Raw genomic sequence first — 21,367 nt, 5'->3', positions numbered from 1 at the left:
TCGCTGGCTGCAGAATGCCCGCTAACGGTCAGGCGGGAAAGACAAAACAGCGGTTGCGGCGCACTGTCAGCCACATCACCCGGCCGGCTTCCGGCAGGAACACGTTGGGCACCGTCGCCCTGAGGATCGAGCCGTCGAAATCCATCCGGAACTCGACCAGGCTCTCGCTGCCCAGGAAGCGCGCGCGTTCCACCACGGCCCGCGCCGGGACGCCGTCGCTGGGGGTCGGCAGCGGCCCCTGGCCGCCGCGGTCGAAGTCGATGCGCAGATGCTGCGGGCGGAACACGATCTCCACCGCGGTGCCGTCCGCTACGCCGGGCGCCAGAAACTCGCCAAAGGCAGTGCGCGCCAAGGCGCCGTTCACCTCGGCCTTAAGCACGTTCACATCGCTGAAAAAGGAAACCGCGGCCTTGTCAACGGGGTGGGTATAGACGTTGTAGGGCGCACCCTGCTGCACGATCCGGCCGCCGCGCATCAGCGCGATCTCGTCGGCCATGCGCATCGCCTCTTCCGGCTCATGCGTCACCAGCAGGACGGCGGTGTCCTCTTCCTTCAAAAGGCTCAGCGTCTCGTCGCGGATGCCGTCGCGCAGCCGGTTGTCGAGACCGGAGAACGGCTCATCCATCAGCATGATGCGCGGCCGCGGCGCAATCGCGCGGGCCAGTGCCACCCGCTGCTGCTCACCGCCCGACAGCTGATGCGGGTAGCCGTCGATGAATCGCTTGAGCGACACCCGGTGCAAGAGTTCCTCGACCCGGGCGCGTTTCTCGTCCTTGCTGCCCTTCAGGCCAAAGCCGACGTTGTCGGCGACGCTCAGGTGCGGAAACAGGGCGAAGTCCTGGAACATCAGCCCGATCTCGCGCCGTTCCGGCGGCACCCGGAACACGGTGTCGCAGATCAGTTTGCCATCGACATAGATCTCGCCGCTGTCCTGCATTTCCACCCCGGCGATCATCCGCAGGGTCGTGGATTTGCCGCAACCGGACGGCCCCAGCAGGCAGGTCACCTGTCCGGCCTGAATTTGCAGCGAAACATCATCCACCACCGCGCGCCCTTCGAAGAAGCGCCGGATGTTGCGGATTTCCAGCCGCGGCGGGGCAATCGTGCGGCTGATGCCGGCGGGGGCAGTGTTCATGGGGCCTCAGTGCTGTTTCCGATGAAAACGCTTGGGTTCACGCCGGGATAGCAACCCAGCGGCAGAGCTGCAAGCGGTCAGAAACGCAGCGGACAGCCATGAAATCGCCCTGAGGCCAGCACCCGTCCGAGGGCGGCGAAGCGAAGCGTCCGCCCGTGCGGGCGGACGGACGCCGCCCGATGGTGCCGCCGGGCGGTCTGATTCACTGGCGAATTGACCGTTCTAACAGCAGCCCGGCGCCGCGCTGTCCTGTTCCAGCCCGCTGAAGGGCGAGTTGCCGCCGCAGCCGGCAAAGATGCCATAGTGGGTATCGAAGCTGCCGATGAACTCGAAATGCGGGGCAAACCGGCTGTCCTGCAGCATCATCCAGGTGTTGCCGCAGACCGGAAACACCTTGCCCGCCTCGATCACATGATGGTTATCCAGCATGAAACGATGCGGCGCGTGGCCGATGGTGCCCTTGTAGATCACCGCCTGCCCGTAATCCTCGCAAGCCGCCTCCAGCGCGGGCAATTTGAACAGCCGGTAGGTGGCCGACAGGAATTTCAGCGGCTGCACGCGCTTCTCCAGCACCGGGTTTTCAATGGTCAGAAGGCGCGAGGTCACCATCCGCGGGTCCTTGAAGCCCGACTCTTTCGCGATCGTCAGGAAGTCGTTCCAATAGAGCGCCCCGGACAGGCATTCGCCATAGAGCACCTCATCCTTTGCCATCTCTTCCGGCACCCGGCGGTCGGCGTAGACGTCGGAGAAATACATCTCACCGCCCTCTTTCAGCAGGTGATGCGCCCCGCGCAGCACCGCGCCCTTGTCGGTGGCCAGGTTGATCACGCAGTTGGAGACGATGATGTCGAACGAGCCCGACTCCAGCTCCAGCTCCTCCAGCTGTTCGATGTAGCCATGGTGGAACTCGACGTTGGACCTCGCATAGCCAAAGGCCTCCGCGTGGTAGTCCTGATGGCGCTTGGCCACCTCCAGCTGCGCAGGGGTCATGTCGACGCCGACCACCTTGCCGTGCTCGCCCACCAGCGCAGACAGCGCATAGACGTCCCGCCCCGCGCCGCAGCCAAGGTCGAGGATGCGCGCACCCTCCAGCGCCTCGGGCGCAATCAGGCCGCAGCCGTAATAGCGGGTCAGCACCTCGTCATGGATTTTCGACAGCACCGCCTTCACATGATCCGGCATGTCTTCCGGCGTGCAGCAGGCATTGGTCTGAAGGTCATCGCTGCCCTGCAGCACCTCGCCGTAATAGGCCTGCACGTTTTCATGTTTCATGGGGGGCGCCTTTCCTGATGGTTCCGGACCATCGGGATAGCGCCCCTCAGGCCCTCCGGCAATCGGGCCGGCGGGAGCCTTGACGCAACTGTGATAGAACGTGGGGATTGCGGTAGTTCGGTTAGGGCAGCACCCGGCCCGGCGAGGCAGGAAGCGAAGCGCCCGCGTCGTGCTGGAAGCACGCCTCCGGCATGAAGGGGGGCGGGACGGGCGCTGCCCGGCCTTCGGCCAGGCGGAACAAATTTTCGATGACGTGGCTGAGGCTCAGCCCTCCGGCAGCAGCTCAAACGCCGCCTCGGCCCGCACCCTGCCGTTCACCATCAGTTCGATCCGGTGCGCACCCGGCACCAGCTTGAAGGTTGTGGCGTTGCCTTTCAGCTTGTGCTTCTTGCTCAGCGCCAGCTTGCCACCGGTGATCTTCGTCTGCTTCAGCTTGAACACCTTGGCGGAAACCTTTCCGCCAGGCCGTTGGAAATGCAGGATATAATCCACCAGCACCGGCGCGCCTGCCTGCCCTTCCAGCTGTGCGGAGAACTCCAGAGCACCGCCAATCCGCACATTTTCCGACTGCAGCGCGATTTCGGCGCCCAGCGCCAGATCCGGGTCATAGCCCAGCATCTTCATCGCCCGCGGGTGGCCTGCCTTGACCAGCCCGCGCAGCGCGTGGGAGGTCATCCAGTCCAGCTCCTTGGCCGCTTGCGCCCCCGCGGCGCGCCATGTTTCCAGCCGGTCCATCACCAGATCCGGATCCTTCTTGGCAATGTCGTTCAAATGGTTGGCGATCGAGCGGGTGACATAGCGGGTGCCGTCCCCGTGCAGCCGGTCCAGCAGCGGCAGCGGCTCTTCCAGCTGCAAACCCACCGCCTCGCCCCAGGGTAGCCGCGGCCGTGTGCCTTCGCTCACCAGGCGGCGCACATGATAGCTGGAATGGCTGGCCCACGCCTCCATCCGCGCCAGAACTTCACCCGGCCAGCGGTTCAGGAACGGGCGGATCGCCCATTCCATGGAGAACCGCTGAGTAATCTCCTCCAGCAGGTCCAGCGACAGTTCCGGATGCACCTCGACACCCCTGGCCGCCACATACTCGCCCAGGGGGGCAAAGATGAAATCGCCGAAGTCATCATCGGTCCTGGACGGATCCAGCGGCGGCGGCAGCGCCTTCAGCAGCACCGGCGCGGCCTCCGGCAGATCCTCCGGCAGGTGGTCCGCCAGCACACCGGCAATCAGCGTCATCCGCTGCTTCAGTTCCAGCGCCGGCAGATCCGCCATCACCCGCGTCTCGAATCCGCCGGCATCAAAACCGCTGTCCGCCGCGGCGAACAGCCCCGCCAGATAGCGAACCTTATCCCGGTTAAACAACTGGTCCTTCAAGGAAAACCCGCCGTCCATCTGCGCCGCCCCTCGTCACATCGTGGTGTTGGTGGCGCCGCCGTCCAGCAGGATGTTCTGCCCGACGATGAAGCCCGCGTGCTGCGAGCACAGGAAGGCGCAGGCGGCGCCGAATTCCTGGCGGGTGCCGTAGCGGCCCGCGGGAATGGTGGCGAAGCGCTGTTTCTGCGCTTCTTCCGGGGTGATCCCCTGCGCCTTGGCCGCGCCGCCATCCAGCGCCACGGCGCGGTCGGTGGCATGGATGCCCGGTTGCAGGTTGTTGATGGTGACGCCAAAGCCCGCCACCTGCCGCGAGGTGCCCGCGACATAGCCCGTCAGCCCCGCACGGGCAGAGTTCGACAGCCCCAGCACCGACACCGGCGATTTGACCGAGACCGAGGTGATGTTGACTACCCGGCCCCAGCCGCGCTCCATCATCCCCGGCAGCAGCGCCTTCATCAGCGCAATCGGCGCCAGCATGTTGGCATCCAGCGCCTTGATGAAATCCTCGCGGTCCCAATCGGTCCACATGCCCGGCGGCGGCCCGCCCGCATTGGTCACCAGGATATCGACGCCCTCCGCCGCATCCAGCACCTGCTTCTGACCCTCCGGCGTGGCCACATCCGCGGCCACCGTCACCACATCGACGCCGTACCGGTCGCGGATGGCTTGCGCCGAGGCCTCCAGCGCCTCCGCCCCGCGGGCGTTCATCACCAGGTTCACACCGGCCTCTGCCAGCGCCTCGGCGCAGCCAAGGCCCAGCCCCTTGCTGCTGGCACAGACCAGCGCGCGCTTGCCCGAAATACCCAGATCCATTGTTGTCCTCCCTCCGGAATCTTCACCGTTTGCCGGAGCTTGCACCGCCCGCCCGCCAAAGGCCAGACCCGCCCGGCGCCTGACGCAATCGTGAAGCTGCCGGAAAATCAGCCCCGTTCCACCGCCATTGTGCCACATTCAGCAGGCAAACCCGTTGGACAGCACCTGCGCCATGCGCATATGGATTTGAAAACACACGCAGATGGGACAGACAGTGACCGCCAGCCTTTCTTCCGTCCAGGCCTACCCGGCCGAGCGTTTCCGCGTTGAATACGGCGCCAACATGGGCGACCCGCTCGGCGTGCTCGAGGATCTGGTGCTGGATGACATCTATCTGCTCGACAGCCCGGCGCCGCCGCAGCGGCTTGGCATCGCCGCCCATCACGACGGCAGCTTCACCATCGCCGGCGACAGCGCGCTTGGCACTCCGGGCGCCGTGCTGCATCTCGACTGCCTGCTGACCCTGATGCCCGACCGCGGCCCCAACACCGAAACCCTGGTGATGGTCGAGGCCGACGCCGAGGGCTATATCGCCGCCATCTACCTGGTGCCGCTGGCGCCGCTGCAGCCGCAGATGCCCTACACCCTGGTCAAGGCAGAGCGCGAGCCGGCCCGGCGCAAGCTGGCGCAGTCGGCCTGCGTCTCCTTCACCCGCGGCACCCGCATCACGCTGTCCACCGGCGCCCAGCGCGCGATCGAGGACATGCGCCCGGGCGACCGGGTGCTGACCCGCGACGACGGCGTCCAGGAGGTCCGCTGGGTCGGCCAGTCGACCTTGCGCGCGGTGGGCGACCTGGCCCCGATCCTGATCCGCAAGGGCGCCCTGAACAACGCCGAGGACCTGATCGTCAGCCCCGGCCACCGGCTAATGGTCTACCAGCGCCGCGACGAGATCGGCGCCGGCGCCCCGGAAATCCTGGTCCGCGCCCGCGACCTGGTGAACGGCGACAGCGTGGTGGTGCTGGACGGCGGCTTTGCCGACTACTTCCAGATCCTGTTTGACCAGCACCATATCATCTATGCCGAGGGGATCGCCGCCGAGAGCACCTTCCTCGATCCCGTGACCCGCCCGGTGCTGCCCGAGGATTTCTGGACTGCCCGCCCCGGAGACCGACAGGTCTCCCTGCCCGCCGCCCACAAGCAAGGCGCCCACGGGCTGGACGTGAGCCGGTCGCTCTTGGACCGGCCGGATGCGGTGCGGCTGTTGAAACGGGCGTCATTGAGGTAGGCCTGCTTAATAGCAAATAGTCCGCTTCCGGCTCGAATCCGTCATCGGGCTGCATGGCCAAGTCAGCAAAAGCAGACCTTCAGTGAATGGACGCCGGCTGACTGGTGGGCGGACGAAACAGACTTTCGCTGCGCTAGCTTTCAAAGGCCGCTTATAAATTTCATGCGTTTAGTGTCCGCACGAAAGGAAGTCTGCCAAACATCGAGCCGGTGGAACTTGTTAGAATAGAAATCCCGCCTCCCTGCGCTGCGAGCTTACACTTCCAAGCCTGGCTGGATTTGGTTTGATTGATGGGATTTTAACTAAACTGAGGTTGGCGGCCTCCGCCTGGCAATCAACAATTAACGCGGCAATGCGATAGTCCATTGTATTTATTTTCAGGCGCCGGGTCCCACCATGAAACTGAAGCGAGCGGCGCGGATTGCGGCAGGCCTTGCCTGCCTTGGTGCCGCGTTCATGATTTTTGCACCACACGCAACGAATTATATTTCACGGGCTGCAGTGGTCAACGCACCCATCATTTCCGTCAAAAGCCCCTTTGACGGCGCTCTGATGTCCGGCGCGCTCACGCCCGCAACGCCAGTGCTGCCGGCCACTGCAATTGTAGAACTTCAGGCGTCGCGCTCCAGCCGGACCGAGCTTGCGCGGCTGGAAGCCAGGATTGGAATCCTGGCCCGGGAGGCGGTTTCGATCAGCACTGAAATTACCGCCCTTACGCAGCTGGACCGGCAACTTCTGGTAAGGATGGAACAGGTCCAAACGCTTGCCCGTCAAGTGCTGGAGGCGCAGCTGAGCGGTTTGCGCGGGGAGCTGGCGGCAGCGCGCGAACGCCAGGACCGGCTGGCGCGGGATGCTCAAAGGCTTGAGCGGCTGTCTGCCAATGGGTCTGTGCCGCAGACGCAGGCTGAGACAGCGGCGTCGCTCGCAGCCGAGGCAAACGGCGAGGTCATCCGGCTGGCCGCCGCGGTCGAGGAGACGGTGCGGAGCATGGCCGGGGTCAAGGATGGTATCCTCCCAGGGCTGGGAACAGAGGATGGCAGCTATGCCCGGCAACGCCGGGATGAGGTCGCAATCCGGCTGGCTGACCTCAAGGGCCGGAAGGCCCGCGTTAGCGCACAGCGCATCGGTCTGCTTCAGGAGGCCGAGGCGTTGCGCGAGGAGGTGGACCGGCTTGACCGGTTTGCCCCGCAATTGCCCACCGGCGCCGTGGTCTGGTCTGCAACCCCTGCCAAGGGCGCGGTGATCGCGGCGGGAGACGAAGTCCTGCAACTTCTTGATTGCTCCCGCAGGTTCGTCGAGGTGTTTGTGCATGAAACGGCGTTTGAGGCGATCCGCCCCGGGGATATGGCGCGGGTGCGGCTGCGCGGCTCGGATGAGACCTTCCCCGCCACTGTCGAGGCGCTGCGCGGCGCTGGCAGCCAGCGCGCCACCGGGTTGCTCGCTGCTGAGCCGGAAAATCTCACAGAGGGCAGCCTGTCTGTCATGCTGCGCCTTGCCCCGGCAAATGTGGCAACGGCCGGAGTCGCGCAGAATTTCTGCGATGTCGGTCGCACTGCCGAAGTGCGCTTCGACCGCGGATTGGGCAACATGCTGACGGTCGCGGGTCATTGGTTTGAGGAACTGCTGCGCGGTATCGCACCTTCGCTGGCTGCGTCGCCCGCTCCTGACGGGGATGGCCCGCCGGATGCAGGCTGAATCCCTCGTTCCCCTGCTGCTGATCACCGCCGCGATACTGCTGTTCGGCAACCGGTGGCAGAACAACGCTTGGGCAGACCGGCTGGTGGTGGCGGGCTTGACAGTAGTGATCCTGCGCTACCTCGGCTGGCGGCTGGTTGAAACGGTGCTGCCGGCCGGTATTTTCAGCGTGACCGGCGTGTTTATCTGGACCGTTTTCATCATCGAGATCCTGGCCTGGCTCGATACCGCGGTGCTTTATGCCTACATGCTTCGCCGCACCAACCGCACTCCGGAAGCGGACGAGCACGAGACGCGGCTGCGCGGCATGACCCCCATTGACTTGCCCGAGGTCGACATCTTCATTGCCACCTACAACGAGCCCGCCGAAGTGCTAGAGAAGACAATCGTCGGCGCAGTGGAGCTGGACTGGCCGCAGGCAAAGCTCAATGTCTGGGTGCTGGATGACGGTCGGCGCGGTTGGTTGCAGCGCATGAGCGAGCGCCTGGGCGCCGGCTATCTGACCCGCGCCGACAATGCCCACGCCAAAGCCGGCAATATCAATGCTGCGGTTGCGCGCACCTCTGCTCCCTTCTTCCTTGTTCTTGACGCGGATTTCATTCCGCAGCGGAATTTCCTCTACCGGACTATGGGGTTTTTCGAGGACCCGAAAATCGGGATCGTGCAGATCCCTCATAACTTTTTCAACCCCGATCCGATGCAGGCGTCGCTGAACATGAGCAAGGTCATGCCCGACGACCAGCGTTTCTTCTTTGAGGCGATCATGCCCGGACGCGACGGGTATGACTGCGCCTTTTGCTGCGGATCTAACGGCATTGTGCGGCGCAGCGCGCTGGAGGAGATCGGCAACAAGCTGCCCTCTGGCTCGATCACTGAAGACATGCTCCTGACGCTTGCCCTCAAACGTAAAGGTTACATTACGCGCTATCTGGATGAGCGTCTGGCATTTGGCCTGGCCCCGGAGAACATCAACGCCTTCTTCATTCAGCGGGCACGGTGGGCGCGCGGCGCCATCCAGATCATGTTCCTTCGCGAAGGCCCGTTTGGCGGTCCTGGCCTGAAATGGTATGAACGCCTTTTTTTTCTGCCGTTCCACTGGATCACCCAGTCATTCGGCCAAACCATTGCTATGGTGACGCCGGCCATATACCTGCTCACGGGAGTGCCGCCGCTGGTCAATGCGTCTGCGGACACGGTGATGTCTTACCAGCTGCCTGCAATTGTCGCAGCCATTGCGGCCGTCCGGCATTTTGCACCGGGGAAATACCACCCGCTGGCAACGATGGCGCACGGCGTTCTGCAAGCCTTCCGGCTGCTGCCCGTGGTGGTCGCCACGCTGCTGAAACCGCACGGCCATGCGTTCAAGGTCACCCCCAAAGGCGGCGAAGGGACGGAAATACAAGACACAGCAACAGTTGCCATCTGCCTTCTGCTTTGCGGCCTGATGACTGCCGGGCTGGCCATAAACTCCAGCTACAACCTTCAGATCATCGCTTCCAGCCACCTGATGCCAGTCGTTGCCTTCTGGTCGGCGGTTAACATGGTCGTACTGCTGCTGGTGGCAAAAATCGCCATCACGCCGCAGCTCCTGCGCAGCGAAGTTCGGTTCGAACTGAATGAGCCTGTGGTCTTGCGTACGGAAGGCGGCGGGCAGGCTGCGGGCAAATGCCATGACATGTCGCTGAACGGTATACAGGTAGAGGTGCATGCGGGCCGCTCTTGTCTGCCTGAGGCTGGCGGCTGGATCGGTGTGGATGTCGCACAGGTCGGCGTAGTGCCGGCACAGCTTCGCCGTGTCTTCAAGGGAGAAGATGGCAGCCTTCGCGCCGGGCTGTCCTTTGCCTTACCCGCGGCGGAGGAACTGGCAGAGCCTTGGAAAGAAAGGAACCCGGACCGCATTGCGGAGGCGGAGGGCGCAGCACAGCTACGGCGGCGCTTGATCCGCAAGCTGTTTACCAAGGACCGGGTGCGCAAGTTCGATGGCCAAGACGACTGGAGGATAGGGGTCAGCATGCTGAAAAGCATTGTGGCCTCAGAACAGGCCGTCTCGGCGGTCAATAGTGCCTGTCAGAATGCCGCCCGCCCAGTCGTGCCCGTCTGGCTGCATGAACTTCAGTCGCGGACTGAAACAGCACTGGATGACGAGTGGCGTGCGGTGCTGCGAGCGCGCGCAGAGGCCACGAATGACAGTTCCGCTGCTTAAATGAGTTCTCAAACAGGCTTGCTCGTATGACTTTGGTTGAACCCTGCGAAGGGTTGAGCAAAGAACAGACAATCGCTACTGCGCAGCAATACAGTAAATTGGGCTCATGCCGCAAGTTCGCCGCGTCGGGCGTGAATGGCTGACCTCCGAGACAGAGGCCGTTCACTTGGTCGGGCTTGGACTGGCAGCGAGGCCGGACAAAGCGGACATTTGCCGCCGCGGCGGATGCGGTTGCAGAAAGCATCAGAACTTTTTTGCGCCCACAGCAGCGGCCTTTCAGCGGTGCCGCAGGTTCCCCCAGACCAGACCTTCAGAGGCAGGCTGTAGGGCGCATTTCAAACCGCCATTCGTTGCAGACGGCCTCAACTATCTACACGCCGGACAATGCAGACGTCCTATCTTCGTGCTGTAAGAGGCAGGCAATCCGCTGGAACGGCGAGGCCGTCGTCGTCGCGGAAGGAGTGCTTGTTTGGGCATGCGCCGAGCGGCATGAGGTTCTGCCCCCAGTCTGCCCGAGGCCGCGCGGCCCGTTTCGGGACCGGATCCAAGCCAGCAGGGAACAGCTGGCCGTGACGCCGGTGCCCTAGACCGCACGCTTTATCAACTGAGCATCTGCGGCCCAAATGACTCGACGTGGATTTGTTCCGCTGAGACGCCTAGCTGACCCAATCCTCTCTCGAGACCAGCCATGAAAGCCGGTGGCCCGCACAGGAAGTATTGGGCGTCGGCGCGATCCACCAGCGCCCCAATCACTTCAGGGGTAAGGCGGCCCTCGCTGTCGTAGTGCGTGCCGCGCTTGTCCTGGTTCCTTGGCCTGCTGTAGGCAAAATGCGTGTGGATACTGGGGTGCGCCGTGGCGAGGCTGCGCACCTCGCCGGCAAAGGGATGGTGACGGCCGTCGCGGACTGCGTGGATGAACCAAACCGGGCGGCCGCTGTCCTCCGCGGCAATGGCGTGCAGCAGGCTGATCATTGGCGTGATGCCCACCCCGGCACCGATCAGCACAACCGGGCACGTGCTGCACCGAAGCGTGAATATTCCGGCTGGCCTGCGGCTCTCGATGATCGTGCCTGGCTCGGCATGGTCGTGCAGATAGCGCGATACGAGACCCTTTGGTTCGCGTTTCACGGATATCCGGTATCGCGCATCGGCGGGTGCGCCCGAGAGCGAGTAAGTGCGCCTGGCGGGAGCGGGCGCATCTGGCAAGGCAATCTCGATCGGCAGGTGCTGCCCTGCCTCGAATTGATCGAGCGGCCCGCCGTCGCGTGCTTCGAACACGAAGGAAGTTACGTCGGCGCTTTCCCTGATCTTTTCAGACAGGCGCAGCGACCGGACCGACTCCGCGTCGGCATCCCAGCGCAGCGCAATGGCGTTGCGGGTTTCGACAGCTTCATGGACACGTACGGTGATCAGGCGCCGGGCGCCGGGATAATCAGCGAGGTCTGCCGGATCCCATTCAATTGACGCTTCGCCGGTCACCTGCAGCAGGCTGCCGGTTTCGAATTCGACGAACAACAGGCCCACACGCGGGTCCAGGACGAGATTGCCAACCGTGTTGAAATGGTTGTTGCCGGCATAGTCGGGAAACCGCAGCGATCTGCCATCCAGCGTGCGCACGAAGCCCCGGTCGCCGCCCCGGTGCGAAGCGTCCATGCCGAAGGCGGGGTTGCCGCCCTCGCCACGGTAGCCGCTGGCGATGAAAAAGGTGTCCGCAGTGTCGATCCAGACACGCTGCGCCTCTGTCAGCGAGGCGCAGCGCTTGGTTTTACCGGGCTGGTTTGCCGGGGCCCGGCGCCATCGGCGTTCGCGAATGTACTGCGGGCAATTCCCGAACGACTGCGCGACGTTAACCGTAATCGCACCCGCTGCGCCCTGGCCGATGCAGCCGTTCACGCGGTTGCGCCGCCGTGTTTCAAGTTCGATCCCGAGGATGCCGATGTCCGCGCCAGGGACAAACGCGCCTGACAGCGCATCGCCGGGGTGCGGTTCCGAGGCCAGGACCATGCGGTGCGGGTCGGGCGAGGTCACAAATCCTTCCGGGCCATCGAGCAGCGTCGCCCAGGGACGGCCGGCGCGGTCTCTGGCAGCGGTAACGAGGAATGGCTGAGCCGTATGGAACTCGCGGTGCTGCTCCGGCAGATAGCCGCGCACGACCTGACGGGCCCAGTCCTCGATATCACGGACGCCCAGCCTTTCCTGGACCGCCTGCTCACCAGCATGGAACGGAGACGGGGAGCCTTCGGCTTCTGCGCGTGAAGTCTCCGGGCTGCTGTTAGAGAATTTTGCGGTTTCTTCTGTCATGTTCATAGGAACCTCCATTCTTAAGGTTTCTGGTGCCGGAGGAGACGGCAGATCCGCCTTGGCGCCAAATTCCCAGCGGCAGCGGACATGTCTTGTGCCGCCCTTTGTCCGGAGCGCTCCGGCGGCCCCGCCTTTCAGGTTCCTTCCGCACGAAAGTCCCGCGGCAAGCCACGGCGGGGCGGCATGGCAATCACCAGCGTTCGCCGAACGGACGGATCTCCACGTCGAACGACCAGGCTGAGCGGGGTTGCTGCGCCACATTCAGCACTTCGCCGGCAATGTCGGCGGGCTCGATGAAGAAGTCATCCGGCTTATCAGGATGGAACCTGTCCCGTGTCCACGGCACGTTGATGACAGCGTCGATGTTGAAGTAGGCAACGTGAATTCCCTTCGGGCCAAGATCGCGCGCCAAAGCTTGCGCCAGGTTGCGCTGAGCCGCCTTTGTCGGCGAGAACAACGCATAGCCCGGCACACCCCGAAAGGCTGCGGTGTTGCCGGTGACCATGATGGCGCCCTCACCGCGGGTCAGCATGTCCGGGACCAAGGCGCGTGCCAGGTAGAGGAGAGCAGTGGTGTTGACGCGGAAGTTGCGCTCCAGGTCTTCCGGATCCCCCTCGTCGAACCGTTCGAACGTGGCCCGCACGGCATTGTGGACAAGGACGGAGGGTGGCCCCATCGTTTGCTTGACGGCCTCGCATGCCCTAACCAGCGCATCGAGATCTGACACGTCGCATGGGAAGGCCACGGCGCCGTCAAGCTCCCGTTCCAGCGCCTCCAGCCGCGATTTGCCGCGCGCCAGCATGGCGACGCGGTAGCCGGCTTTGGAGAAGCGCCGGGCGATGGCGGCGCCAGTTCCTTCGCCGACACCGGTAATCATAGCGATCGGTTTGGTCATCTATGCCTCCTGTTCAACCGTCCCGGACCGGGCGGTTGCATCGGTAAGAAAGGGCCCGGGAGGGGCGGCAAAGCGGCGCAGGATGGCCTGCGCCGCTTTGGGCATCATGGCGCCGGGGCAATCAGCTCCATCCGGATTCCGCCCGGGATCGCGCACATCATGTGCTGGGCCGGGCCGCCTTGCAGCGGCTCAGGCGGAAACTCAACTTCCACGCCGGCGGTGGCCGCCAGTGTCTCATGCAGCGCGACCAGCGCGGCACTGCCGTCAACAGTCAATGCGAGGTGGTGCAGCCCGATCACGTTCTTGCGGTCGAACGGAACTGCAGTTGCCGGATCCTGCGCTTGCCAAAGCGTGATCATCGTGGTGCCGTCGCTCAGGAATACGGCAGGATAGTCCGGCAACTCGCCAACTTGGGCGAAGCCAAGTGTGCCAGTGAAAAAGTCGCGGGTTTCGCCAAGATCGCGAACTGTCAGCCCAATGTGATGGGCCCCTTTTGTCAGTGCGTCAGAGGGCATTTCCATCTCCCTTTCAAATGTTTGGATACAGGCGGTCTAAGGAGCGCGGCATCGAACCGGATCAGAGTTCAGCCGCGGCAGCATGGCGGATACGCGGCCAGTTCTCAGCGGCGCGCGCAATGGTGCCGGCACGGTCCTCCTGATAGGCGCGCAGCACCTCCTCATTCAGGAATACATAAAGTTTGCCTTCGACGATCTCTGCATATTGGGGATCGCCGTCTAATTTCTTGCCCTTGGAAACGCCAAAGGTGCAAAAGCCGCCGTTCTGCGGCAGGTACGCCTTGGGATTGGCCTCGAAGGCATCCTTGTTGCCGGAAGAGGTGAAAAAATAGGCCGCACCGTCATGGACTGCGGTGTAACGGGCGGAGCCCGCCGACTGGCTGCCAAGCTCGAGAAAGGCGACAGGATCCGTGCCGTGCAGTGCGAGCGGCGCGCCAGCGGCGGTCGACCCGGCAGAGACATTGTATTCATCGGCAGCAAAGGCGCTTTCGGAAAAGGCGGCAAAGCCAGCCAGCACGGCGGTGGCCATAGCAGTTTTGGGTCTCATGTCAGTCTCCTTGGTTGAGATGAGTGAAAGCGGCCGCTGGCGGGGCGGATTTCCCGCGTAGAGAGCTGCTGCCCTGCGCTGATGCGTTCAGGGGCGAACGGCGGCCTGCAAAAGGCGCAGTTCGGCGCGCAAGACAATGTCCGGCGCATCATTGCCGATCAGATACTCCAGCCTGCTGGCGCGGGTGAGCAGCAGTTGCAGAGCCGGGGAAAGAAGCACGGTGTCTGCCAGGCCGCGGCGGCGCAGGAGGTTTTTTATGGCTCTCGCGCCTCTCCGGCATCCCCGGATTTTCAGGGCAGGAGAGGTAAGAGTAGAATGTTTCTCCAGTTCAGAAATACCAGTCATCGGACGTCTCCCATTTGCGTTTGCGCCAGGCCTGAGAGGGTGGCCGGGGGATGTCAGGAAGAATGCCAGACTAGCCGGCCCAGCTCTTTCAGATTTGCACGTTTCACAATTCTGCAGACCGGCGGAATGCTCCGACAAGGGCGTTCAGGAGAAGATCCTGCGAGTTTTTGCTACACTCGGCTTGAAGGTGTTTCTGGGGGAGGAGTTGCCTTGAAACAGCTACTCGACATAACTGCGCCACCTCTCGGAGAGCTGCCGGTCTGGGGCAAGCGCATTGCGTTCGGAGATTTTTTTGTTGAGCTGGTGCCGGCCGGCAAAAGGCACTTCAATGTCCGCCTGCGTGACAGCTTTGCAAGTATCAGCTTCTCTGGCGATGAGGGGCAGAGCTCGCTCGCCGGCGGCCGGTTAAGGCATTATGACCGCCGGCCTTACGAGTATATTGTCGCGCCCCCATGTTTTCCCCTGCGCGGCACCTCGGAGTCTGCGCCGGAAGTGCTCGCGCTCATATTCAGTTTCGAAGCCTTGAGAACAGATCTGGCCGCCGCCTTGCAAATCCCGGAGGACCTCCTTGAACCTCGCGTCGTCATTGGCGGCCCCAAGCCGTTCACAACCGAACTCGCAAACCGCATCCGCCGGCACATCCTGGCAGATGACATATCCGGCGACTATTTGCGCGCGCTCTGTTTCGCGCTGATTGTGGAAATGCTGACCTTGCCGCCGGAGCAGCAACGCACCCGCCGCACTGATCTGCTTGATCAAAACATCTTGGACAAAGTTATTGAATACATTGACGGAAATCTCGATACGGATTTGACAGTGGAGAAACTGGCTAGGCTTTCCGGGGTGATGGCGCACCGGTTTGCCCGCGCATTCAAACAGAATACGGGTGAAACGCCGCACAATTACGTCTTGTCGAGAAGGATTGAGCAAGCGCGCAGGCTGCTTAGTAAAACAAATGAGCCGATAGCCAGCATTGCTTATGCCACCGGCTTTTCGTCGCAGAGCCACATGACGACCACTTTCCGCAGACGATTGGGCGTCACGCCGGCACAATTTCGCGGCGCTTGAAGCCTAGCAGATGCAATTTGACCCAAACGTTGGCAGCATCGCGCAAGAGCACAGACCGGGCCGCAATACCCCTGTGTCAGCAAGAGCCGCGCGCCCACGGCGAAAGGTTGCCAGATCCCGGCTGTTTTTTTTCATGGCCCATAACTTTCTGCACGCTGCCTGAATGGCCGGGTTTCCCCCTGCTATCCGGCGGTAGTTTTTGGGCGGCGCGGCGAGGCGGCACGCTGCGTGCTTGCGCAGCAGATTTTGACAGTTCCGCTGCGGGCTCACAGCCAGGTTTCACCGCTTTCGGCGCAATAGTCGGTTCTTGCAGCGTGAAGGACGGCACGTCGAACCAAACGGCGGATAGCCAGAGGCTTGACCGGTACTGCCGACAACTGGTTCCGTTGCGCTTGCATAATGGTGCTTGCTGCATAGGCATTCCAGCGGCCATACATGTGTCCGCTGCGTAGGCCACCTACGCCTTGAACCCATTGCGGTTGTTGATCGCCTGGCACCCCATCGAGTGTACAGCACGCCAGGAACGGAGCACGGCAGCCGTTTGTGGGGGCGCCAACAAAAGACCGCAGCCCCAAGGTCAGCAATATGTGCTTTTGCGATTGCGGCAAAAACGAGATTTTCTGTTGGAGATCCACGCCGAAGATATGGTTTCTTCAACGGACACTTTCGCTGAGAGCACCTGGTGACGAACAAGACCGCAACAATCCTGTGATTTGGGGTAAGAAATGGATCTGCCGCGGGGAGGGTGCTGGACGTCAGGCAACACCCCACCAGCGCTTCGTCTGCTCGCAGTGGTACTGGATTGCTTCTGCAGCTGCAGTGCCGTCACGGCGCTGCAAGGCATCAATGACCGCAAGGTGCTCTTCCATTGCCGAGACGATGCGGAGCTGGAGAAACGGCCGTGCGTTCTGGATAATCGCGATGCGCATCCGGTTGGCATTGTAAGCTGCAGCCAGCTGGGAGTTTTCCAGCCCAGCAGCCAGATAGTCATGCAGCGACAAATCAACCTGGATCGCTTGCGGTGGCAGGTCACTGCCAGCATTGCCGCGGGTGGCGTCCAGCATTGCCTGATGCTGTTCCCGCAGTGGCGCAAGATCGTCGCAATTTCCGCCGGCCGCCCGGCGCCGGGCCCCCTCCTGATCCAGTACCATGCGGAAATCGAGGCATTCGCGGATCGTTACCGGATGCGCCTCCATCACTTGGATACCGCGTTTGGGCAGGGTAACTACCAGCCCCTGTGAACTGGCTTGCTTAACCGCTTCACGAACCGCGGACAAAGGGAGATCAAGTAGCGTCACCAGCTGCGACATCGACAGGAATTGCCCGGCCCGCAGCTGCCCGCTCCGCAAAGCAGCCCACAGGGCATCCTGGGCTTGATCCGCAAGAAGCTGGACATCCTGTGCTTTGTTCATGACCGCTCTCCCCCTTCATTACCCGCAGATGCCTTAAAGTCCTATCTGAAGTTTTTTATAGTCCACTTCGTAAGATACCTTCTAACATGTCAGTTGCAAGCTCAATTTCTTACGCGGCCAGGCGGTTGAACACCTGCCGCCCGCACACTGGGCTCAAGGGAGGAAAACATGACCGCAACTGATGAAATGCATGTCGTGCATGGGGGCACACTGAACCCCGAAGGCAATGCGCTGAACCCCGTTGGCAGCGACGAGAAAACCTGGGGCTGGTTCGCCATCTTCAATATCTGGGCAAACGATGTGCAGTCGCTGTTTGGCTATTCGCTGGTGGCGTCGCTGTTCATCTCCTATGGCGTTGGGGGCTGGACTGCCTTTGCAGCGCTGATCACAGCCGGGCTGTTCGTCATGTGGATGGTGAACCTGTCAGGTGCGGCAGGTGAGAAATACGGCATCCCCTATCCTGTCCTTGCACGGGCCAGCATGGGTACCGAGGGCGCCAAACTGCCAGCGGTGCTGCGGGCCACAGTGGCCGTGTTCTGGTACGGCGTGCAGGTCTATTTTGCCTCAACCGCGCTGGCGCTCCTGATCCGTTCGGTCACAGGCATAAGTGGCGGGACGGAAATTCTTGGTCTCACCGGTATCGACTGGCTGTCCTTCGTCATCGTCTGGGGCTTTCACATCGTGATCTTCTGGCGCGGTATGAGCTGGGTTGAGACTTTCCTGAATATCGCGGGTCCCTTCGTCTATCTGGTGATGATCGGCCTGGTCGTCGTGCTGTGGCAGCGTTCGGATGGGCAGCTGCTGGAAGCCACCGCCACAATTTTCGCCAACCCCGAGGGCACTTTCTGGACCGAAGTCACAGGCTTCATTGCCATCGTCGGCACCATGGTCGCCTACTTTGCCGCAGTGATGATCAACTTCAGTGACTTCTCGCGCTATGCCAAGGATAAGCCCGCCATGATCATGGGCAACCTGGCAGGGCTTCCGTTCAACATGATCCTGTTCTCGGCGCTGGCACTGCTGACCACCGGCGGCGCGGCCGTGGTGTTTGGTGAAGAGATCATCAACCCGACTGAGATCGTCGAGCGCACCGACAGCGTGCTGCTGGGCATCGTTGCTGCGATCACCTTCTTTGCCGCTACTGTCGGCATCAATCTGGTGGCGAACTTCATTCCCGCAGTGAACGGTATCGCCAATCTGGCGCCTGAGAAAATCAGCTTCCGAAAGGCGGGCCTCATTACATCCATCTTCGCCCTGGTGATCGGCGGTTTCTGGAACAGCTTCATCAGCCAGTTTGGCATCAGCGGCTTTGTCAACACATTGGGTGCAACGCTGGCGCCGGTCTTTGGGATCATGATCGTTGACTACTACCTGCTGCGCAAAGAGCAGCTGAAAGAAGATGACCTCTACAACATGGACGGCGGCATCTATCACTACGACAATGGCTGGAACCGGGCTGCGGTGAAAGCTTTCGGGCTGGCGGCGGTCTTCTCGGTCGCAACGGTCTGGGTTCCGTGGTTCGCCTTCCTGTCGGGCTACAGCTGGGTGATCGGTGCGGTCCTGGGCGGCGTGATCTACAACGCGCTAGTCAAGGGTCAGACGAAATCCTGACGGCCTCCAGAAAAAACCAACCGGTGGCGCTCAGCCGCCACCGGTATCTTGTTTAAAAATTGATGATGTTTCAAACCCTTAACGATCAACTTTCGATTTTGGACCGGAAGAACTGATTGGCCCCCAATTCCTCTACCAGGCGTTTCATTGTCTTCGTCGAATTGCGGATTTCCCCCAATAGAAAGCTCAGCATCATTGCTCTAAGAGATCCGGGACCATTACTGCTCAATGCTGTCGTCCCTGACCATCCATGCTGCTCTCGCGGCGAAAGCCGGGAAGGTCCCGCATCCTGTAGATTGCCGCCTACGGCCTCGCTGCATCCCGAACGAATGGCCGCTCATCACGCCGCACGGCGGCTCTGAAAAAGATGCGGTCGCGGCGATTTTATGCTGCGAGCGCACGCAGTGAGAAATGGCAATAGCTGCCTCGGGCTCGAAACCGTTGTTGGCTGCGCTATTGCTGAAGGTCGGCTCCCGGACAGTGGCCAGGCGATTCAAAGCGCGCGCTCCGCATTTCCGCCAACACCCTCACTCCCGCTCCGTCCCATCCGCATTTCGCCCCATCGCGATGTATCGTGCCGCAAGACTCAAACGCAGGATCGTATTGTCCTTGTCATGGGCCTGGATTTGGCCCGCCATCAGCGCCATCCAGTACGTCCGCAGCACCGAGTTGATGCGGCGGCTGTAATTCGGACCCAGCTTGCGGAACCATTTCACCATGTCCGCGTCCAGCCGGATCGTCACCCTTGTCTTCGGCTTGTCGATCCGCTCCCAGCTGTCCATGCCGTCCCACTCGCGCGGCAGGCTCTTGTCCAGCCAGTCGCGGCGCAGGTCCTGCTGCAGCGCGTCCAGCTCCAGCTGCATTTCGTTGTCGTAATATCGCTTACTGGGTATCGCACCCTCCCTTGGCAGCAGCGGTTCCGGCGGGCGGCCCTCCCGCGCTGATCCCAGCCTGCCCCGATCAGGTTAATTCCGCCCCAGCGGTGCGTACGGTGCCCGCGCAACACGGCAGGGCGGACGGTTTCGTCCGCCAACCGGTGCACAAGGGGTGCACAGGCGGTGCACGCATGCCGCCCCCGTCTTTCCCGTCTCTTTCCGCGTATTGCCGGCCAGGCCCCGGGCCCCGCCAGACGGCCCGGCGGAGGCTGCCAGCCCTACCCGCCCTGCCGCAGGATCCGGGCCAGCAGCTCGTTCTTGCGGAAGGGCTTGGACAGGAAGTCATTCATGCCGGCGGCCAGGCACGCCTCGACATCGCTGGGCTGGGCGTTGGCGGTCAGGGCGACAATGGGGCACTCCGGCAGTCCGGCGCTGCGCTCGTGGGCGCGGATCCTGCGGGCGGCCTCCAGACCGCCCATGACCGGCATCGACAGGTCCATCAGGATCAGGTTGCAGCCCTCGGATTTATAAGCCTCCAGCGCAATCCGGCCGTTTTCGGCAAACCGCAGTTCGGCACCGGTGGTTTTCAGCATTTTCCGCACCAGCAGCTGGTTGGTCCTGTTGTCCTCGGCCACGAGAATGCGTTTTCCCGCAAGCGCGCCCGGCGGCAGCTCCGGCACCGGCTGGCTTGGCTGCAGGTTCAGCGCCTGCCTGTGGTCCCGGAACACGGCAGCCGCCTCATCGGTGGGCCGCGGAAGATGGTGATCCGGCTGTTTCAGGTCAAGGGCAACCGTGAACACCGATCCCTGCCCGGGCACGGAACCGGCGGTGATCGTGCCCCCCATCCGCTCCACCAGCGCCTGGGTGATCGCCAGCCCCAGACCGGTCCCCTCGATCACCCGGGCGGACCGGCGGTCGACCTGTTCGAAGGCGGAGAAGATCCATTTGAGCTGCGACGGCTCAATCCCGATGCCGGTATCGGAGACCTGGATGCGCAGGGGCAGCGCTGCCGCCCCGGGATCATAGCTGACGCTGACGGCCACGTGGCCGTCTTCGGTGAACTTGATGGCATTGCCGAGCAGGTTCATCAGAATCTGGCGGATCTTGCTGGCATCGCCGGTGAACTCGTGCGGCGCGTCCGCAGGGTAATCGGTGCGCAGGTCGATCCCCTTGTAGGCGGCTCTCGCCCACAGCAGGGTTCCCACATCCTGCACAAGATCCTGCAGCGAAAACGGCGCGTCGTGCAGCGAGATCTTGTCGGCCTGGATTTTGGAGAAATCGAGCACATCGTTGATGACGCCAAGCAGCGCAGTCGCAGAGTTGAGGATGGTGTCTGCAAACAGCCGCTGCTGCTCGTCCAGCTCCGTCTCCTGCAGCAATTCGCACATGCCAATGATGCCATTCATCGGCGTCCTGATTTCATGGCTCATGTTGGCCAGAAACCGTTCCTTGGCCTGGCTCGCCTCCTCCGCCTTGTCCAGGGCCATCCTGGTCAGTTCCAGCGCCTCGTCCCGCTCCCGTTCGGAGGTTATGTCGCTGGAGGAGCCCACCAGATAGACCAGGCGGCCGTCTGCGTTGAACACCGGCCTGAGCGTCGTGCTGAGGTATTTTTCCTTGTGCTGCGTGGGAAGGACGATGTCGTAGGTTGCCTCCTTGCCGCTGCTGATGACCGCCAGATGCTGGTTCAAGGCACGGCGGCCAGTTGCCCCGCCATAGAGTTCAAGCGCCGTCTTGCCGGCATAGTCCTTGTGCTCAAACTTGGTGAACTCCCGCGACTTGGTGTTCATGGCGATGTAGCGCGGCAGCCCGTCGTCCCCCACTTCCAGAACGATCACCGCAAGCTCTACGGCGTCGAGAACTTCAAAATGATATGAAAATTCATCTTGTTGCACGTATCGTTCCTGAAACGGGGAGGCCTTTGAAATTCTGTAACACACGGTCCTGGCGCCCGTGTTACAGGAAAAGCGTTAGCAATTTATAGGCCAAACTGAATTTGGCCCGCTTGCGGCCCGTTCTTGCAGCGGGGCACAGGGACGCCGTTTTCCTTGCCTCTTTCGCGGTTTGTGGCTACAGCCAGCCGC

Annotated in this window: 17 protein-coding genes; 5 read left to right on the top strand and 12 right to left on the bottom strand. The window is 62.4% G+C overall.

Annotated elements, in window-relative coordinates:
- Positions 1–28: 28 nt before the first annotated feature.
- The 4 genes from KUW17_RS00360 to KUW17_RS00345 form a co-directional block, all read right to left on the bottom strand.
- Positions 29–1,135 (bottom strand): ABC transporter ATP-binding protein, encoded by a 1,107-nt coding sequence (locus tag KUW17_RS00360; protein WP_222475090.1) that lies wholly within the window; start codon positions 1,133–1,135, stop codon positions 29–31.
- 222 nt (positions 1,136–1,357) lie between these two features.
- Positions 1,358–2,407, bottom strand: coding sequence for a methyltransferase domain-containing protein (locus KUW17_RS00355; protein WP_222475089.1), 1,050 nt, complete (start codon positions 2,405–2,407; stop codon positions 1,358–1,360).
- 264 nt (positions 2,408–2,671) lie between these two features.
- Positions 2,672–3,796 (bottom strand): hypothetical protein, encoded by a 1,125-nt coding sequence (locus tag KUW17_RS00350; protein WP_222475088.1) that lies wholly within the window; start codon positions 3,794–3,796, stop codon positions 2,672–2,674.
- 15 nt (positions 3,797–3,811) lie between these two features.
- A complete protein-coding gene (locus KUW17_RS00345) occupies positions 3,812–4,591 on the bottom strand; it encodes an SDR family oxidoreductase (RefSeq protein WP_222475087.1) in 780 nt (259 codons plus the stop codon).
- 202 nt (positions 4,592–4,793) lie between these two features.
- Between KUW17_RS00345 and KUW17_RS00340 the strand changes: the two genes are divergently transcribed.
- The 3 genes from KUW17_RS00340 to KUW17_RS00330 all read left to right on the top strand — a co-directional run bounded on the left by KUW17_RS00340 (position 4,794) and on the right by KUW17_RS00330 (position 9,717).
- Complete coding sequence (locus KUW17_RS00340; protein WP_222475086.1) at positions 4,794–5,819, top strand: Hint domain-containing protein; 1,026 nt, start codon at positions 4,794–4,796, stop codon at positions 5,817–5,819.
- A gap of 456 nt (positions 5,820–6,275) precedes the next feature.
- Positions 6,276–7,514, top strand: coding sequence for an HlyD family efflux transporter periplasmic adaptor subunit (locus KUW17_RS00335; RefSeq protein ID WP_222475085.1), 1,239 nt, complete (start codon positions 6,276–6,278; stop codon positions 7,512–7,514).
- The gene (locus KUW17_RS00330; RefSeq protein ID WP_222475084.1) at positions 7,504–9,717 is read left to right on the top strand and encodes a glycosyltransferase family 2 protein; all 2,214 of its coding nucleotides are present in this window, start codon (positions 7,504–7,506) and stop codon (positions 9,715–9,717) included. The genes KUW17_RS00335 and KUW17_RS00330 overlap by 11 nt, the downstream gene beginning before the upstream one ends.
- Positions 9,718–10,317: 600 nt before the next feature.
- On the opposite strand, the gene KUW17_RS00325 is transcribed toward KUW17_RS00330, so the two are convergent.
- From KUW17_RS00325 to KUW17_RS00305, 5 genes are all read right to left on the bottom strand, one after another.
- Positions 10,318–12,024 (bottom strand): pyridoxamine 5'-phosphate oxidase family protein, encoded by a 1,707-nt coding sequence (locus KUW17_RS00325; protein ID WP_222475083.1) that lies wholly within the window; start codon positions 12,022–12,024, stop codon positions 10,318–10,320.
- 184 nt (positions 12,025–12,208) lie between these two features.
- On the bottom strand, positions 12,209–12,913 hold the full coding sequence (locus KUW17_RS00320; protein WP_222475082.1) for an SDR family NAD(P)-dependent oxidoreductase: 705 nt from the start codon (positions 12,911–12,913) through the stop codon (positions 12,209–12,211).
- A gap of 104 nt (positions 12,914–13,017) precedes the next feature.
- Positions 13,018–13,428, bottom strand: a complete 411-nt coding sequence (locus KUW17_RS00315) for a VOC family protein (protein ID WP_222475080.1) — start codon at positions 13,426–13,428, stop codon at positions 13,018–13,020.
- Positions 13,429–13,489: 61 nt separating this feature from the next.
- A complete protein-coding gene (locus KUW17_RS00310; RefSeq protein WP_261396883.1) occupies positions 13,490–13,975 on the bottom strand; it encodes a YHS domain-containing (seleno)protein in 486 nt (161 codons plus the stop codon).
- Between the two features lie 87 nt (positions 13,976–14,062).
- Entirely contained in the window at positions 14,063–14,320 is a 258-nt protein-coding gene (locus KUW17_RS00305) for a hypothetical protein (RefSeq protein ID WP_222475079.1), read from the bottom strand.
- 210 nt (positions 14,321–14,530) lie between these two features.
- On the opposite strand from KUW17_RS00305, the gene KUW17_RS00300 reads away from it, so the two are divergent.
- Positions 14,531–15,388 (top strand): helix-turn-helix domain-containing protein, encoded by an 858-nt coding sequence (locus tag KUW17_RS00300; protein WP_222475078.1) that lies wholly within the window; start codon positions 14,531–14,533, stop codon positions 15,386–15,388.
- A gap of 755 nt (positions 15,389–16,143) precedes the next feature.
- Here KUW17_RS00300 and KUW17_RS00295 read toward each other — a convergent pair.
- The gene (locus KUW17_RS00295) at positions 16,144–16,800 is read right to left on the bottom strand and encodes a GntR family transcriptional regulator (RefSeq protein WP_222475077.1); all 657 of its coding nucleotides are present in this window, start codon (positions 16,798–16,800) and stop codon (positions 16,144–16,146) included.
- A gap of 168 nt (positions 16,801–16,968) precedes the next feature.
- Here KUW17_RS00295 and KUW17_RS00290 point away from each other — a divergent pair, with 168 nt between their 5' ends.
- A complete protein-coding gene (locus KUW17_RS00290; RefSeq protein WP_222475076.1) occupies positions 16,969–18,411 on the top strand; it encodes an NCS1 family nucleobase:cation symporter-1 in 1,443 nt (480 codons plus the stop codon).
- A gap of 527 nt (positions 18,412–18,938) precedes the next feature.
- Here the strand turns inward: KUW17_RS00290 and KUW17_RS00285 are convergent.
- Positions 18,939–19,274, bottom strand: coding sequence for a BrnA antitoxin family protein (locus KUW17_RS00285; RefSeq protein ID WP_222475075.1), 336 nt, complete (start codon positions 19,272–19,274; stop codon positions 18,939–18,941).
- A 290-nt stretch (positions 19,275–19,564) separates the two neighbouring features.
- Positions 19,565–21,178 carry an ATP-binding protein gene (locus KUW17_RS00280; RefSeq protein ID WP_222475074.1) on the bottom strand — a complete coding sequence of 538 codons (1,614 nt, stop codon included), beginning with the start codon at positions 21,176–21,178 and terminating at the stop codon, positions 19,565–19,567.
- Between the last annotated feature and the right edge of the window lie 189 nt (positions 21,179–21,367).

Source organism: Leisingera aquaemixtae (assembly GCF_019801145.1).
Classification (GTDB): domain Bacteria; phylum Pseudomonadota; class Alphaproteobacteria; order Rhodobacterales; family Rhodobacteraceae; genus Leisingera; species Leisingera aquaemixtae_A.
Note: the sequence above shows the minus strand (reverse complement) of the source record. Positions and strands in the feature narration are given on the sequence as shown.

Excerpts from the sequence above, each read along its gene's own strand:
- KUW17_RS00360 (WP_222475090.1), bottom strand. The coding sequence starts at position 1,135 with ATGAACACTGCCCCCGCCGGCATCAGCCGCACGATTGCCCCGCCGCGG.
- KUW17_RS00355 (WP_222475089.1), bottom strand. The coding sequence starts at position 2,407 with ATGAAACATGAAAACGTGCAGGCCTATTACGGCGAGGTGCTGCAGGGC.
- KUW17_RS00350 (WP_222475088.1), bottom strand. The coding sequence starts at position 3,796 with ATGGACGGCGGGTTTTCCTTGAAGGACCAGTTGTTTAACCGGGATAAG.
- KUW17_RS00345 (WP_222475087.1), bottom strand. The coding sequence starts at position 4,591 with ATGGATCTGGGTATTTCGGGCAAGCGCGCGCTGGTCTGTGCCAGCAGC.
- KUW17_RS00340 (WP_222475086.1), top strand. The coding sequence starts at position 4,794 with ATGGGACAGACAGTGACCGCCAGCCTTTCTTCCGTCCAGGCCTACCCG.
- KUW17_RS00335 (WP_222475085.1), top strand. The coding sequence starts at position 6,276 with ATGATTTTTGCACCACACGCAACGAATTATATTTCACGGGCTGCAGTG.
- KUW17_RS00330 (WP_222475084.1), top strand. The coding sequence starts at position 7,504 with ATGCAGGCTGAATCCCTCGTTCCCCTGCTGCTGATCACCGCCGCGATA.
- KUW17_RS00325 (WP_222475083.1), bottom strand. The coding sequence starts at position 12,024 with ATGAACATGACAGAAGAAACCGCAAAATTCTCTAACAGCAGCCCGGAG.
- KUW17_RS00320 (WP_222475082.1), bottom strand. The coding sequence starts at position 12,913 with ATGACCAAACCGATCGCTATGATTACCGGTGTCGGCGAAGGAACTGGC.
- KUW17_RS00315 (WP_222475080.1), bottom strand. The coding sequence starts at position 13,428 with ATGCCCTCTGACGCACTGACAAAAGGGGCCCATCACATTGGGCTGACA.
- KUW17_RS00310 (WP_261396883.1), bottom strand. The coding sequence starts at position 13,975 with ATGAGACCCAAAACTGCTATGGCCACCGCCGTGCTGGCTGGCTTTGCC.
- KUW17_RS00305 (WP_222475079.1), bottom strand. The coding sequence starts at position 14,320 with ATGACTGGTATTTCTGAACTGGAGAAACATTCTACTCTTACCTCTCCT.
- KUW17_RS00295 (WP_222475077.1), bottom strand. The coding sequence starts at position 16,800 with ATGAACAAAGCACAGGATGTCCAGCTTCTTGCGGATCAAGCCCAGGAT.
- KUW17_RS00290 (WP_222475076.1), top strand. The coding sequence starts at position 16,969 with ATGACCGCAACTGATGAAATGCATGTCGTGCATGGGGGCACACTGAAC.
- KUW17_RS00285 (WP_222475075.1), bottom strand. The coding sequence starts at position 19,274 with ATGCAGCTGGAGCTGGACGCGCTGCAGCAGGACCTGCGCCGCGACTGG.